This window comes from Brevibacillus sp. SKDU10 (assembly GCF_001645205.1).
Classification (GTDB): Bacteria; Bacillota; Bacilli; order Brevibacillales; family Brevibacillaceae; genus Brevibacillus_B; species Brevibacillus_B halotolerans.
Map to the genome: position 1 here is coordinate 1 of NZ_LSSO01000172.1, position 16884 is coordinate 16884.

General features: G+C 41.0%; 12 protein-coding genes. All 12 read right to left on the reverse strand.

The genetic code is table 11. From position 1 onward, the window contains the following. Positions 1-815, reverse strand: an 815-nt coding sequence (locus tag AYJ08_RS15040) for a class I SAM-dependent methyltransferase (protein ID WP_064018414.1), incomplete at its 3' end; no start/stop codon positions are given. A 418-nt stretch (positions 816-1233) separates the two neighbouring features. After that, the gene (locus tag AYJ08_RS15045; RefSeq protein ID WP_064018415.1) at positions 1234-2895 is read right to left on the reverse strand and encodes an AMP-binding protein; all 1662 of its coding nucleotides are present in this window, start codon (positions 2893-2895) and stop codon (positions 1234-1236) included. Between the two features lie 145 nt (positions 2896-3040). Beyond that, positions 3041-3520 (reverse strand): hypothetical protein, encoded by a 480-nt coding sequence (locus tag AYJ08_RS15050; RefSeq protein WP_022583825.1) that lies wholly within the window; start codon positions 3518-3520, stop codon positions 3041-3043. Between the two features lie 161 nt (positions 3521-3681). Then, complete coding sequence (locus tag AYJ08_RS15055) at positions 3682-4701, reverse strand: zinc-binding dehydrogenase (protein ID WP_064018416.1); 1020 nt, start codon at positions 4699-4701, stop codon at positions 3682-3684. A 43-nt stretch (positions 4702-4744) separates the two neighbouring features. Next, entirely contained in the window at positions 4745-5440 is a 696-nt protein-coding gene (locus AYJ08_RS15060; RefSeq protein ID WP_064018417.1) for a 4'-phosphopantetheinyl transferase family protein, read from the reverse strand. A gap of 171 nt (positions 5441-5611) precedes the next feature. Next, positions 5612-8707 (reverse strand): efflux RND transporter permease subunit, encoded by a 3096-nt coding sequence (locus AYJ08_RS15065; protein ID WP_064018418.1) that lies wholly within the window; start codon positions 8705-8707, stop codon positions 5612-5614. Beyond that, a complete protein-coding gene (locus AYJ08_RS15070) occupies positions 8704-9936 on the reverse strand; it encodes an efflux RND transporter periplasmic adaptor subunit (RefSeq protein ID WP_064018419.1) in 1233 nt (410 codons plus the stop codon). Before AYJ08_RS15070 ends, AYJ08_RS15065 begins: the two co-directional genes overlap by 4 nt. A 283-nt stretch (positions 9937-10219) precedes the next feature. Continuing rightward, on the reverse strand, positions 10220-10954 hold the full coding sequence (gene nagB, locus AYJ08_RS15075) for a glucosamine-6-phosphate deaminase (protein ID WP_064018509.1): 735 nt from the start codon (positions 10952-10954) through the stop codon (positions 10220-10222). A 3-nt stretch (positions 10955-10957) separates the two neighbouring features. Beyond that, positions 10958-12127, reverse strand: a complete 1170-nt coding sequence (gene nagA / locus AYJ08_RS15080) for an N-acetylglucosamine-6-phosphate deacetylase (RefSeq protein WP_064018420.1) — start codon at positions 12125-12127, stop codon at positions 10958-10960. 328 nt (positions 12128-12455) lie between these two features. Further along, a complete protein-coding gene (gene pepF, locus AYJ08_RS15085) occupies positions 12456-14270 on the reverse strand; it encodes an oligoendopeptidase F (protein ID WP_064018421.1) in 1815 nt (604 codons plus the stop codon). A gap of 169 nt (positions 14271-14439) precedes the next feature. Further along, positions 14440-15750 carry a UDP-glucose dehydrogenase family protein gene (locus AYJ08_RS15090; RefSeq protein WP_064018422.1) on the reverse strand — a complete coding sequence of 437 codons (1311 nt, stop codon included), beginning with the start codon at positions 15748-15750 and terminating at the stop codon, positions 14440-14442. A 35-nt stretch (positions 15751-15785) separates the two neighbouring features. Then, positions 15786-16883, reverse strand: coding sequence for a glycosyltransferase (locus AYJ08_RS15095; protein WP_064018423.1), 1098 nt, complete (start codon positions 16881-16883; stop codon positions 15786-15788). Position 16884 lies beyond the last annotated feature (1 nt).

The following is a 16884-nucleotide window of genomic DNA, read 5'->3' on the forward strand; positions in this document are numbered from 1 at the left end:
TGTTCATAAATCAGCAAACCTGATTCTTCCAATATTTTTTCAATTTCAAAATAAGAAAAACAAGATTTCATTGGTTCACCGCTTGCTGAAGCCATTTTTACCATATTTTCAACTCGATTAGAGATGCCTTTTTCTTTAAATAAGTTTTCGTCGGCATAATCAAAAACGATGGAACTTCCTGATGGGACCTTGGTGAATAAATGAGCTATCAAACCAGAAATTTCTTCTTTAGTTAAATAATAAGTAACACCTAAAAGACTAAAGAAAGTTTTTTTGTTATCAAACCCTTCATTTATTAGTTCTTGGTAGGAAAACTTTTTGGTGAAGTCCATTGAAACAAAATGAAGATTATTTGGAATTTTGAGATTGGATTGATCCAATCTTTTCTTTTTAAATTCCTGTGTAACAGGGTGATCAATTTCAAATATTTCTAAGCTGTCTTCCAATTCTGGATGTCGAAAACTAAAGGTGTCTAAACCGGCACCAAGTATGACATATTGTTTTAACCCTAACGAAACTTCATGAAGTAATACTTTTTCACAATACGCAGAACGTGCCAAGGGTGTTGGAGAAAGCTGGACCTGGGTAATCCATTTTAATATTTCTTCTGTATTTTCTTTACATTTTTGCGCAATATCTTTGTTGAAGAAATGTATGCCTTGAACCATATTCTCTTTGATGTCATTAAATTCTTTTTGTGAGATTAAGTCTTTAGCTATATAGTCATTAAAGATTTTAGGGGTATCAAATTGACTATGATAGGCTCTGCCAAATGCTGATATTAACGCAGTTAAACTTGACTCACCTTTTTTCATACAAACACTCTCCTTCAATTTATAAAAAAATAGGATTCTCCCGGCCAGGAGAATCCTATTATATACCTTAACTCTATAAAGTAAAATATAGCACAAAAAACTTTTTTTGTCAACCAAACATTATTTAGACCAAAATATGCTTCGTGTATGTTTTCCCCCTTGTGTTGGAGGTACCCATACAGGGCTGATTTTTAAGTTCAACTTGAAGAGGGAAAAAGAAAGAAACTTGTTTTTTCTTTAAACTTTCTTCCTGTAAAATAGAAGGGAAAATACTGTAGCCTTAAAATAGTTAGCCACTGACAAAATTGATCATCTGTACTATCGTTGTCCCTTAGCTGTGTACTAAAAAAATCCCCTTCACTAAGCTCGACTTATGGATGGACTATAATTTTGACATACAGGTATTTATTCCTTCGAATTACTCCCTAGTAGCGGCAGATTGTTTCAAGCCAAGGATCTCAATGGCTTGTTCTCTCAGCTTATATTTTTGAATTTTACCAGAGGCTGTCATCGGGTAATCACTTACAATTTGTACATAATATGGAATCTTGAAGCGAGCAATCTTCCCCTGACAGAAATCCTTAAGCTCATTTGATGTCAGGGTTTCGCCCTCCCGTACTTTAACGCATGCTAATACCTGTTCCCCATAGTGAGGATCAGGAACACCAATAACCTGTACATCCAACACCTTGGGATGAGTATACAAAAACTCTTCAATCTCACGCGGATAAATATTTTCTCCCCCACGAATGATCATGTCTTTCAGGCGTCCTGTTATGCGATAGTGCCCCGATTCATCAACGGTTGCTAAGTCTCCCGTATGTAGCCATCCCTCAGAATCAATCGCCTGAGCTGTCTGTTCCGGCATTTTATAGTATCCTTTCATAACCTGATAGCCTCGCGTACAAAGTTCACCCTGCTCGCCTCTAGCGACCTCTTCCCCTGTTTCCGGATTCATTAGCTTAATTTCAACCGGATCATGCTTACGACCTACTGTTGACACACGAAGCTCGATGCTATCATCTACCCTAGTCTGAGTCACGACTGGCGATGATTCCGTCTGCCCATATGCAATCGTAATATCACGAATCCCCATTTTATCTACGACATTTTTCATTACTTCTTCTGGGCAAGGCGAACCCGCCATGATACCAGTGCGTAATGAGCTTAGATCATACTGCGCAAAGGTGGGTTCATTAAGCTCCGCAATAAACATAGTTGGCACTCCATATAGCGCAGTGCACCTTGTCTTAGAAACCACCTCCAAAACAACTTTGGGCTGAAACGTAATGATCGGAACCATCGTCGCTCCCGTTGCTACGCAGGCTAAAGTTCCCATGACACAGCCGAAGCAATGGAAAAATGGTACTGGAATGCAAACGCGATCTTCTTGGTGTAAATTTTGACAACTAGCTACTTGAATTGCATTGTTAATAATATTGTTATGACTAAGCATGACACCTTTTGGAAATCCTGTCGTACCTGAGGTATATTGCATATTAACTACCGAATCGGGATGAATCGTCTTTTGACGATCAATCTGCTCCGCTTCCGTCACTTGTTCAGCTAGCTCATAGAGGTCCTTAAATAAATACATGCCTGGCTGACGCTCTTCTCCCAGATAGATTACTCGGCGTAATTGAGGGAGGCGTTCTGCTTGAAGCTCGCCAGGTGTCGCAGATTGTAGTTCTGGGCAAATTTCATGCAACATGTCGACATAGGAAACACCCTTAAACTGATCAATTAATAGTAAGGTAGTAGCATCCGATTGATGCAGCAAATATTCGAGCTCATGTGTACGGTAGTTTGTATTAACGGTCACGAGCACACCACCTATTTTAGCTGTGGCAAACTGAGTTAATACCCACTCCGGAACATTATTAGCCCAAATTGCTATATGTTCGCCTGGCTGGATACCTAAGGCCATAAATCCCCGAGCTAATTGATTGCATACCAACTGAAACTCCCGATATGTATATGTAAGTTCACGCTCATGATAAATAATGGATTCCTTGTCAGGAAACATGTCTGCTGTCTCATCTAATAAATCTCCCATCGTAATAGAACGAAGATCAGCCATTTTTTCGACCTCCTAGCCGCATTAATCAGAATATTCCATCAAACCGTATATTTTCCTGCTATATACCATCATATCTTTTAATGGTCATTTTATATAGCAAAAAGTCCCCGATAAGGTATCAACCATCGAGGCACTTCTTTCTCATCTATTTGATTTGCAGTATTTTTACTGTTTCTACCTTGTAAGATAGATGATTCGGGTAAGCTAATTCTATTTTCAATTCGTGCTCCCCTTTTGGCATATTTTTAATAGTAAATTGGGGTTGATAAATCTTCTGAATCATTTTTCCATCCACATATAGATGTGCATGTCCCTTCCCATGCATGGACTCCAATTTTTGTTCTGCGTTGGACTGCTCTTCCGTAAAGGTAAAGCCTGTGGTGATGAGATTAACAGCTATCTCATTATTCTCTACCTGTACATCCATAGCTACCTGAGGCCTTTCGGAGGCAAACGGGTTGTCTGCTACTTTTGCTGTTGTCTCCATGCTTTCCCGATCAAATTGGAACAGGGTTGCGACATGTAATGGATCTTTCCATATTACCAGTACGATGGCAAGTACTAAGCCAACCCCTACAGCAGAGCCATATAGCAACTTGCGCAAACTAATTACAAATACTTTCATTCGTAACTCTCCCTTTCCGCCCTATTTGTACATGCATACGCGAGGATGAAGAGAGTTAGAAGTAAATCTTGTAGAAAACTGCTACAAGCATATGAGGCTTATATGTTTCATCAAATCTTACCTAAGGAATTCCTTCCTTTTTCCTTCTATTATTAAGCGTATTATCCCTTAAGATCCATCCCTGCTTCTCTTCTTCGTAATACGATTTTGCCAAATTGTTCCGAATCCTGTAGTCGTTGAAGGGCAGTTACACCTTGCTCTAGCTCATAGACATGATCTATAATCGGGCGGATTTGATGTTGTTCCATAAAGCCTAGCATCTCAATAAATTCTTCCTTGCTACCCAGTGTGGTTCCTAGAATATTACACTGGCTGTAAAAAAAGCTTCTTAGATTAAATTCTATGATATCACCGGTAGTGGCACCAAATGTAACGCATGTCCCCCCAGGGCGCAGTTGATGCAATGATTGCTGAAATGTAGCAGGACCCACACTATCAAACACGACGTCAACCTTCTCGCCCTGTAAGGCCTCGTTCCAGTCGGTTGCTGTATCAATCGCAACGTCAGCACCTAGTTTCAGAGCCCTTTCTTGTTTCGCTTTGCTCCGGGAAGTAACAATGACACGACATTCCAAGGCCTTACTCATTTGAAGTAAAAAGGTAGCTACCCCACTCCCAATTCCAGGAATCAACACCGTATCTCCCTTTTTGACCTGTCCTTTTGTACATATTGCGCGATAAGCGGTAAGAGCTGCTACAGAGAGTACTCCAGCTTCTTCCCATGTAAGATAGGTAGGCTTTTTCACGAGCAGGGAAGCAGGAACCACAATATACTGAGCATGGGTCCCATCGAAGGAAGTCCCTAAAATCTCGAACGAGGCAGGAGGAGCATCGCTTTTGGTTAACCAGTTTACGCCTGCATGCAAGATTACTGCGTCACCTACATGCCATCCCTCTACTTTACTACCTATTTCTTCAATTTCTCCAGCGCCATCAGCACCCAGAACCAGCGGAGCGTCTTGTTCACTTCGCCACATGATAGTTAGTAAATCCCGATGGTTTAAACCGGATGCCTTCAGCCGAACTAGCACCTCATCAGCAGCCAATATCCGTTTAGCTCGTTCTGCTATCGTAACCCCTTTTAAGCCTGCTTGACCGTGATGCAGCAATGCTTGATACATATTTCCTTCCTCCTTTTCGCTACAAATGACATTTTCATTCGATTTAGCAGACAAAATATTGAATCAATTCGTCTACTCGAATCATTTTTACCTCTTCTGCAAACTGATTACTAGCACTGCATACAGACAACGGATATCCTTTAGCTAGCTGATATTGTTTAAAGAACCAATTCGTCTGTGACGGTATCTCTTCGCTAAAATCAATGGTACCATTCTCATTTTTTCTAATGGAAAAAGAGGAAAGAGGAATGGATAGCCCCTTCCCAACTGCCTTGATGTAGCTCTCCTTCAACGTCCAAAGGTCATAAAAATACGACAGCTGTTCTTCTCCTTCTGATTTTACTACTAAATCCGTGTACTCTTGCTTTGAAAAGTAATGCTTAGCAATTTCCATCTCGATGGGCTTTTGCTGTTCTACATCAATTCCTACAGGTTCAACGCCTGTACCGCACACCACCCATTCACCAGAGTGAGACAAGTTAATATTGCAATTTGTATATGGCAGGTAAGGTTTACCATACTCATTGTACTCAAATTGAATCTCCTCTTTAGAAATAAAGTGATGTGTAAGCAAAATATAGCGAACGAGCAAATCAGCCAGCAATCCTCTATAGGCATCCTCACGTCTGCGAAATCGAAGGATTTTTTCACGTTTTTCTTGGGATACATGATCTAATAAACGTGTAAATGTATCCTTCTCTAGTTCTGCTGGTATATGTAGAGCAAATACGTTAGTCATGTAATTCCCCTCTCCCTTTTCCATATTTTAGAGGATATCTACAAACAAATCTACCATGTCATCTGAAATCTTTAGATCTGCTCGAAATAAATAGAAGGGCTTCTCATCACTCCGAATCGAGTAAAGAGAGCCCTTCTATTGGTTACGTTCTGTTATCCCTAAGCTACTTTTCTATTTTTCTTCCCCTACTGCACTCTCTGCGGATGCCACTAATGATCTCTGTAATCTCTTTTGCATGCGCTTATCTCTTTTATGGTTCCACCAATCCCGAATTCCTTCAAAAACGGAATACAGCACCGGCACCAGCACTAGTGTAACTAAGGTGTGAAACACAAGTCCCGCTATTACTACAGTTGCGAGCGGAGCTTCTAAGCTAGCACCATCTCCAAATGCCAAAGCCATAGGTACCATACCCAAAATGGCTGTAATTTTAGTCATTAAAACAGGGCGTACTCGCTCATGTGTCCCTTGAATAATTGCGGCTTGTAACGATACACCGCGTTTTCTAAGTAAATTTATTCGATCGATTAACAAAATCGCATTGGAGACGACAATACCGATTAACATAATGATGCCAATGATGGACATAGCTGTCATCATGCGTTGTGTCAACACGAGACCAGTAACAACGCCTACTCCTGCCATAGGTAATGTCAGCATTATGATAAATGGATGCGACAAACGTCCGAATTGCGCAACCATAATCAGGTAGATGCAAGCAATAGCGCCTAAAAACACAAACAATGCACTGGACATATTGCTTTCTTGATTTTTAAGACTGCCTGCTAACTCCACTTGCAAGCCGGCCGGCACTACCAATTGATCCAGCTTCGTTTGTAACAAACGGGTAGCATTCCCTGGATCGATTCCTACAAGATCGGCAGACACTTTAATTACACGTTCCCCGTTTCGGTGATTAATTTGTTGTGGCGTCTTACCATATTTCCATTCGACGACATCTATTAGTGGAATCATTGTCTGATTTTGTGTGGGAATTAATAGCTTCTTTAGTTGCTCAGGATGTTTCATTTCTTGCTCAGGCAGTCGAGCCATTACATCCACATTTGTTCCGTCGGTTGTAAGTTCAGCCACTTTTTGCTCACCCATCATGCTGGATAAATGCTGAGCTAGTACCCGTTCGTCCACCTGTAATCGATTCATTGCTTCTTTTATGGGAATGAGGGTTATCTTTTCTTTGCCCTCACTAAAATCGTTGCGAACACCTGAAATACCCTCTATACCAACAAGCATTGCTGATACTTGCTCACTTAATTCTTTCGCCTTTTCTAAATCTTTGCCAGTAATCTCTACTTCAACAGTTACTGCACCACCGTCTGGGCTATCGGTGCTAAAGGAAAAGCGTTCTACACCTGTTACTTCTTTTGTTTTTTCCATGATCAGCTTGCCAATTTCTTCTTTGCTCAATGAGCGCTCTGCTCTCGGAAATAATGCGATTTGTAACTGCAATCGTTCTAAATTTCCACCAATGTATGCATCTTTTATTTCTTTTATCGCAGACAATTTTTCTTCCGTTTGAGAAATGACTTGTTTGGCAGCCTCCAAGGACGTTCCATGCGGCAACGTAATATCTGCAAAGATAAAGTTCTCGTTCACATCAATCCCTAGATTGGTTTTAACGCGGGGGGCCAGCACAAAGATACTGCAAAACATGAGAAAAGCTAGACCAAGTGCAACAAATCGTCGACGCAAGCACAGATGCAGGATACGGTCGAACCCCCGCACTAGGATATTATCCTTTTGATTTTTTCCATTCACCTTTTGCTTATCATTTTTTAGAAAGCTATCTGAGAAAATCGGTACAAAGAAAATTGATACAATCGTAGATGATACAATAGCCGCTGTCACTGTAAAAGCAATCGTAGTGAAAATGGGCGTCAACGCTTCATCAAAGCCTGCTAATACCAAAGGTAAGAATACAACTACCATGGTGATCTGTGATGATAATACAGGCGTAAGCACCTCTTTCGTACCCAATAAAATTGACTCACGCAATGCTTTTCCCTGCTCTCGGTAGTGGTAGATACTCTCTAGTACCACGATCGCAGCGTCAACAATTAAACCAACGGACAGACTAAGAGAAATAAGCGTTACCATATCGAAATTATAGCCAAATACCTTCAGTGCAATAAATGTCATTAAAATCGAAAGCGGTAGCGTGGTAGCAATGACCATCGTAACCCGCCAGTTACGTAAAAAGATAAATAAGATCAAAATAGCGAGAGCCCCGCCGATCATAACATCTCTGCTTAAATTACTAATGGAATGCTCGATAAAAGAAGCTGCTTCAAAAATGGATGTAAGATGATAAATTCCGTTTGCTTCTTGATTGATCTGGGCGATAAGCTGTTCTACCTTTGCTTGGGTTGGTATAATTTCGCTACCCTCTGTACGTTTTATCGAGATACCAATGTAGGGTTTTCCTTTATAGATGGCAAGCGTTTGATCACTCTCACTTCCTCGTAAATCTTTCACGGTTGCCAATTGGTCAAGCAATGTCATTCCCCTTGGTGTTGGGATCATTACAGATTTTAATTCCTCTACATGATGCAGTGTCTTGTCCAATTCGATAACCGTCTGATAGCCGGCGTTATCAAGTGTTCCTAGCGCCTGCTTCCAATTTTGTTTTTGTAGCTCCTGATAGATTTGTGCAGGGGTTACCTGATAAGCCGAGAGTCTCTCTGGCAATAAGGTGATGGCGATTTTATTTTCAAAGCTTCCTTTACTAATCTCTACGCCTTTCACTCCAGATACTGCCTCAATTCGCTCTTTTAGCGTATCCTGAGCATAATTATACAATGATTGAGGATCATTGCCTGTTAAAGCCAACACCATCAGAGTTTCATCACCATAATTGGCCTGATAGATATTACTATGTTCTACTGCTTTCGGAAAATTGGATCGCTCACGATTAATAATGCTCTCCAGTTTTTGCTTTGCTACCTCGCCTTTTCCTTCCTTAGCCACCAAAGTGATTTGAACCTTGCCACTAGAAGAGGATGAAAAATAATCCTTTATCTCCTCCATGCCCTTCACTTCATTTTCTACTCGCTCCGCTACTTTTTTCTCCATTTCTTCAGGAGGGAGTGATCCGCCAGAAATAGTAGCAATAATCCAAGGCAAATTCGTTTTTGGAACCAGGAATACTTTAAAGGAAGCAAGAGAAGCAAAGCCTGCGAATAAAATTATGAGAGTTAATAGATACACAATAAGCTTTCGTTGGAGAAAGAATGATAGGAGTTTACTCATTGTTTTACTCCCTTCACTGCTACATTCTCACCGTCAACGATATAGGTGATTCCACTTTTTACTACTTGTTCCCCTACTGAAACACCTTTTACAATTTCAATATTTCCATTAATAATCTGTCCGACTTGTACAGGTTGTTTCCTAACAATGCCATTCTCCACTTTCATGACGAAATGGGTCTCATTTGTAAGCCCTACACATTCTAGAGGCAATAAAAATCCCTGCAACGGCCGAGGCACCTTAACATTCGCAACCATACCTCCTCGCCATTTTTTATCTGAGTTACTCATATGAATCTCCACTCGATATTTCCCGTTTGCTTGGTCAATCACAGGTGAGACAAACTGAATTGTCCCCTTACTGCTTATACCAGAAGCATCCTGTATCTCTACCTGCTTCCCTTCAGTAAAAAATCCCACCTCGTCGCTTTCAACGGCCAAAACTACCTTAACCGTTTTCAAATCAACTAGCTCCATTACGCTTTGTCCCCCAGCTACGACCTTCCCTGTCTGTTCATGAACTGCTACGATCGTTCCTGAGAATGGCGCAATGATTTTGGTTTGTTGTAAACTCTCTTGCGCTCGTGCAGCCTCGCTGTTTGCCTGCGTAATGGCAGCGCTTGCTCTAGCTAGCTGATCTGGATTTGCCCCTCTTTGAAGCTCCTGAAGTGCAATCTGTTCATTTTTTACACTCATCTCTGCTTGCTTCGCTTTGAGAAGAAGAGCCTCATAATCATTTTTTGAAAGCGCACCGCCTTGAAACAAAACATCGCCCTGCTTCGCGGCCTTTTTTGCCTCTGCAGCATTTTGCTGTTCTCGCTCCAGCTTGATTTTTTGCTGAGCAAGTGCTTCTTGAGAGGCTCCTTTCCTTGTTTCCTGAGCGGCAACAGTTGCAGATTGTACTTGCCCTGCGGCAGCCTGAGCAGCAACCTGATATACTTTCGCGTCTAAAGAGGCCAAGACTTGACCTTGCTGTACCTGTGCCCCTTTTTCGGTGTTTACTTGTGCAATTTTTCCTGAACTACCGAAGCCTAGCATTACCTGCTTATTTGCTTCAACTACTCCTGAATATCCTAGTAAAGTTGAAGCTGGTGCTTGTTCAATCTTATAGGTCTCCACCCATTTGTTATTTTTCTCCTCTTGTACACTAGCTACTGGCTCCACATTACTCCCACAGCCACTAACTATCAACATAGAGGCACCCAAAACCGATACGACAACACGTCTCACATCTGTTCCTCCCAGCTCTTTCCTTTTTTATTCTATTCTCTCTAATTTTCAGAAATAACAGAACGGCCAGCAGGTGGAGCTTATATCCAACTTAAGACGGAGATTGATATACTGTGGAAAATATAGTAAAATGTAATTTTATACAAAATTAAAATTTAAAACCTTTTTATATAAAAACAGTAACTCTAGTCTATCCTCTTCAATAGGAGCTATCCAACAATTCTTCTCTATTAAATAATAAAAAGACCGTCTACTTGATAGACAGTCTTTTTAGAGCTATGTGCTAGTTATGATTGAGCAGGGAGGCCGCTTCCTTATCTAGAAGGAAGATTACATCAGGATGCTTTTGCAAAATAGAAGCGGGAAGCGCTTCGGTTATTTCACCTTGAATCGCTTTCGCCACTGCCTCTGCCTTTTTCACACCCGCTGCGAGGATTACGATTTTTTTACTTTGCATAATGCTAGCAATCCCCATTGTAATCGCATGACGCGGTACATCCTCCACACTGTCGAAATAGCGAGAGTTGGCTTGGATCGTGTTCTTAGTCAGCTCAACCATACGAGTGCGAGAATCGAAAGAAGCTCCTGGTTCATTAAAGCCAATATGACCATTTTCACCTATTCCTAGAATTTGAATATCTACTCCTCCGTTTGCTCCTATCTCTTCTTCATATCGGTTGCACTCTGCATCCACATTGGTCGTTTCGCCGTTGGGAAGGTGGATATTGCTTGTCGGTATATTGACATAACCAAATAAATGATCATGCATGAATGTCCAATAGCTTTGTGGATGCTCACGCTTAATCGGATAATATTCGTCCAGGTTAAAAGTACGCAATCTTGAAAAGTCCAGCTGTTGATCTTTATAACTAGTAATCAGGTGTCGATAAAATCCTTCTGGTGTTCCGCCCGTAGCTAATCCCAGAACAGAATCAGATTTTTTCTTAATCAGTTCTAAAAAAATATCTGCTGCATAACGGCTGAGTGTGTCATAATCCTCAAAAACCTGTACCTGCATCATCTATTCCTCCGTCTTTTCAAATACGATTTTTCCTTCCACCCAAGTAGCCATAACCTGGTATTCCTTCGATAACAGTACAAGATCAGCATCTTTGCCTACTTGGATGCTGCCTTTTGTATCACTAATGCCTAATTTTTTTGCTTGGTTCATTGTAAGCAAGTAAATTGCTTTTTCCAAAGGGATGTTTGTAAACTTCATAAAGTTAGACAATGCTTTATCTAGGGTAAGAACACTTCCCGCTAATGTACCATCAGAAAGACGCGCTTCATCCCCACGAACGATCACATTTTGTCCACCCAAATCATATTCACCATCATCTAAGCCGGCTGCACGCATCGCATCGGTAATAAGCATCATTTGATTTAATTCGCATGCTTTTGCCAAAATACGGATGAAGTTAGGAGATAGATGAATACCATCACAGATAAAATCGAATGTCATTTCTGGATTCTGCATGGCTAAACCGATAATGCCCACATCACGATGGTGCAAGCCCTTCATCGCGTTCCCTAAATGGGTCGCGTGATTTACCCCTTTGCGTAAGCATTGGCATGCGCCATCATAATCTTGTAAGGAATGTCCAACAGATGCAATGACCTTTTGTTCACGCAATAGATCAAAAACCTCTTCTTCGGTAACCAGCTCAGGAGCTAATGTCATAAGCTTGACTAGGCCTGGGCGAGCGACCGAGAAAACCTTTTGCATATTAGCAAGTGTTGGGGGCTCAATCCACTCTCCATTTTGCGCTCCCTTTAAGACTGGATTAATAAACGGTCCCTCCATATGAACGCCAACTACTTTAGCACCTTTGTTCTCCTTTATATTTGAATAAAATTCTAATATTTCAAGATTACGTTCGATGGGAGCTGTCATCGTAGTAGCCAATAGACCAGTAGTACCGTGCTTAGCATGGAAGCTGCAAATGCCGTCAACTGCTTCCTGTGTGCTGTCCATAAAATCAAATCCCGCACCACCGTGTACATGTAAATCAATGAATCCCGGTGCTAGAGCTGCACCTTTTCCATCGTATACATATTCTGCTTCTTGTCCATTTTCAGGGCCTACATAGATAATTTTTCCGTTTTCCATAAGGAGAATGGCCTGTTCAAGAATACCTTTTTCTGTAACAATATTCACATTTATAATTTTTTGTGTTTGAGTAACAGTCATGGTTTACTCCTCCTATTTTTCAAACTACAGGAAGCCTCTGTCTATTTTTGGTTAGGCGTCCGATTTATACGCATTTCCTAGAATTATTATGGAGAAAGCGTTTGTAAAAAAGTCTACGTAAGCGATTTCTCACTTATTATTGTAACAGAAAACAAGGCTGTTACCCAATAATCTTCTTACTCTTCAAGAAACAGACACACAACTGAAGTATTGACATATCAGCATTCTTGCTTGCTTCCAGCTAGTGTTTCTATATGACAAGCTGTAGTAGTTTACAAACAAAAAAGAGGGTTACACACCCTCCCTTTTATGAGTTCCTGCAACGCTTCTATTTCGATAAAGCTAATTGCTCCAATTCATCTAACAAGCCTTTAAAGACTTCCATTGCTTCCTCGATCGGCTCTGGTTTTGCCATATCGACTCCAGCTTTTTTCAATAATTCAATAGGATAATCGGAACCACCACTAGATAGGAAGTTCAAGTATCGCTCGACCGCTGGTTCACCCTCCTCCAAAATTTGTTTCGACAGAGAAGTAGCAGCTGAGAAGCCTGTAGCATATTTGTACACGTAGAAATTGTTATAGAAATGAGGAATTCTTGCCCATTCAAGATCAATCTCCTCATCAATTACCACAGAGTCTCCGAAATATTTCACATTTAACTCACGATACATGCTGGAAAGAGAGTCTACTGTCAGCGCATGCCCTTCTTCAATGGTAGCATGAATCATTTTTTCGAATTCAGCAAACATGGTCTGACGGAAAACAGTCGCTCTAAACTGCTCTAAGTAGTAGTTGAGCAGGTACATGCGTTTTTCTTTTTCAGTCGTTTGAGCAAGTAAATGCTGCATTAACAGGGCTTCATTTAATGTAGACGCTACCTCTGCTACAAAGATCTGATATTGAGAATAGGTGTATGGCTGGTTTTTATGCGAATAATAGCTATGCATGGCGTGGCCCATTTCGTGTGCTAACGTGAACATGTTATTGAGGTTATCCTGATAATTCATTAGCACGTAAGGATGAACAGAATATGTCCCCCACGAATAAGCACCGCTCGTTTTGCCTTGATTTTCATAGACGTCTACCCATCCTGAAGTGAATCCTTCATGCAGCACCTTTCCATAGTCCTCACCAAGTGGAGCCAATGAGTCCTCCACTGTTTTAACAGCCTCTTCATAAGGAATTTCCATGTTGGCTTCTGCTACAATCGGAACATATAAATCATACATGTGAAGCTCATCTACACTCAACACTTTTTTGCGTAAATCTAAATAACGCTGTAGTTCAGGCAAATTCTTATGGATGGTGGCGATGAGATTGTCGTATACAGATTGATCTACATTATCGTTAAAGAGAGACGCCTGTAATGCGGATGAATGCTTCCGGGTACGTGCATAGAACACATCACGTTTTACGCTTGCAATCAGTGTTGCTGCAATTGTATTTTTATGGTTTCGGTAGGTTTCATATAAGGCTTTGAAAGCATCGTGACGCACTCGTCGGTCTTTGCTTTCCATGTATTGAGAGTATCGACCTTTTGTTAGTTCAACCTCTTCTCCATTTTCATCTGTAACCATTGGAAATTTAATATCTGCATTGTTTAACATTGTAAAAATGTTGGAAGGAGCCCCTGCAATCTCACGCATTTCAGCAAGCAAGACCTCTTCCTCTGCTGACAACGTATGCGGCTTATAACGAATGATCTCCACTTCTAAAAATTTTCTGTAATGATCTAAACCACTTTCTTCTTTTAGTAAAGCTTCGAGACGCTCATCTTCTATTGCTAAAATTTCTGGTTGGATATATGCCAATGCACTGGAGACCTGCGTAGATAGAGAGGTTGCCCGATCTGTTAAAGCCTGGTATGTAGAGTTTCCGTTATCCTCATCTCTTCTCATGCGAGCGTACACGTACAGTTTTTCTATCAATTGAGACAGCTCATCCATTAATGTCAGCGCTTCTAACAATTGCTTCCCCGAATCAGCTAATTTCCCCTTAAAGCTTTGCGCTTTCTGAATCAAGCTTTTTGCTAGCTCTGCGTCTTTTTCCCAATCGTTATTGGAAGCGTAAATGTCTTCTAGCTTCCATTTGAATTGGTCCGGTACTTCGTTTCGTTTGGGTAATGTTTTGCTTTTGTTCACGGTAATACACTCCTTTTTATGGAAAATAGGCAGAGCCATCAGAAAAACTGGTACTATTCTCCATCGTACACCAAGCGAAGCTCTGATTCAATTCTTTGCGAGTTTCTATCACTACAGGATATGAACAAAACGAATCCTTGAAGAAAATCCAATAGAAAAAACCTGGCTTCTACACCAGGCTCCCCACTTGATTTCCAATCCCTACATATTCAAATCCAATTTTTCTCAATTCAGAGTGGGGTAATGCATTGCGACCATCAAAGATCAGAGGTTGCCTCATAATGTGGTACACATGTTCATAATCTAATTCAAGAAACTCTCCCCACTCCGTGCAAAGAATGACAGCATCTGCTCCGTTCACAGCCTCATAAGCTGTTTGAGTATAAGTTACCTGCTCACCTGAAAACACGCGTTGCATGTTAGGCATAGCAACAGGATCATAGGCAGTGATGAGCGCTTCTTTTTCTTGTAAAATCGTTAGCAATTTCTGTGCAGGAGCTTCTCGGATATCATCGGTATTTGGCTTAAAAGATAAACCTAATAATGCAATTCGCTTGTTAGCCAGGTCTCCTAAGCGTTGTTCCACCTTTTGCAAAAACCAAGTAGGCTGTTGCTCATTCACCTTAGCTACTTGATACAAAATAGTCAATGGCTCATTTCTCTCTTCCGCTATTGAGAGTAGAGCAGAAGTATCCTTAGGGAAACAAGACCCCCCATACCCCAAGCCTGCTCGTAAAAATTCTGGACCAATTCTGGAATCAAGCCCCATTCCAGTAGCGATAATCGAAATATCGGTTCCTAGCTTATCACTTAGTCGTGCTAGTTCATTCATAAAAGAAATTCGCATAGATAAAAAAGCATTAGAGGCATATTTTATCATTTCTGCATTTAATCGACTCGTTTTAATCCGTGGTGCTTCAATATTTTTGTATAATTCTTCTAATTGTTCAAAAGCTTGAGTAGACGAAGCTCCTAGTACGATGCGAGCTGGCTTTAATGAATCCTGTAGTGCACTTCCCTCCCGCAGAAATTCTGGGTTAGAGACAACGTGTATCTGTGGACAATCGGAAAAAAGCTCTGCTACTTGATCATTACTCCCTACAGGTACTGTACTTTTGATGACTAATACGCGTTCATAATCATCGTGACGAAGCATGTAGTGAACCTGATCTATTACATTCTTAAAAACGCGTAAATCAGCCCTTCCCTCCTGATCGGAAGGGGTGCCTACACAGATAAATATGATCTGAGCTGAAAGTAGTGCTACTGTATGATCAGTAGTAAATTCCAGCTTTCCTCTACTTATTACATCAACCAGAGCTTCATCTAAACCTGGTTCATATATGGGTGATTTGCCGCTTTGCAACAAGCGTATCTTTTCTTCGTCTACATCCACTCCCGTCACTTCATGTCCTGCCATTGCTAGTGCGACCCCTGTTGTAACTCCTACATATCCAGTTCCAATGACGGCTACTTTCATGCTGACACCTCCGCCATGATTTGGTGATATTCATGTTACCTGGTTGCTAAGTGCCTACTGTTTTCTTTTATTAATCGTATATATACGTTTTCCAAAACCTTACGTTGCTTGCTAATGTCATGTTGTTTCTCCACTTTCACACGTGCATTCAAGGTGTATTCTGTCCACCGCTGCTCTTCCTGGATCATACGAATCATCATTTTGGCAAATTTGCGAGGTGATCTCTCGGGAGCAAGTAACCCGCTTACACCGTGCTCTATCAGTTCTGGAATCCCAGCATGGCTGGTAGAAATAACTGGCCTTCCTGTAGCCATGGCTTCCATTAGCACATTAGGAATTCCCTCTTGATTGCCATCTTTCGCTGTTTTGCAAGCAAGTACAAACATATGACAACGAGCCAATTCCTCAGCTACTTGCAGGTGGCTGACACCGCCTTTAAGGGCCACACTATTTTGTAACTTATAGCGCTTAATCAATTTTTTTATTTTCTTTTGCTGATCCCCTTCCCCTACTATTGTTAATGTAGCATTTGGAAAAACCTTGTGTACATGTCGAAAGGCGCTAATGAGCGTATCCATTCCTTTTTTTTCTACCAGTCGCCCAATACTTAAAAATTTATAGGAATGATTCCATACAGATTGCATAGGCTGATAGGCAAATTTTTCAAGGTCAATTCCTGATCGCAGCAACGTTATTTTGTGTTTCGGGCATCCTAGTTTTATTATCTTTTTTTTCATGTGCTTACTTACGACTGTGAATGCGCTTCCTCTCCGAAACAATTGCTTTAATTGTCGTTTATATTTAGAATCAACATTGGGCCGGCGGGATACATCCGTTCCGTGAAACGACACCAGTAACGGTAATTTGGAACGTTTGGCAACCGGTAGTAATTCAAGCCCCCCTGTTCCAAATCTAGCGTGGAGTATCTTGATCTGTTTTCTCTTCACCCAATGATGGAGATTTGTTAACTTTTTTTTTACGTAGATTGACTTATGAGGAAATTGATCCACATTAATCGGTTTACTCCTAGTTACAACTAATGGTTCCACCTGTGTATGACCAATTAGTTGTTCGTAAATAAAGGTTTCACTTCTTGGAAGATAAATTCGCCGATATAAAAGAACACGATGCATG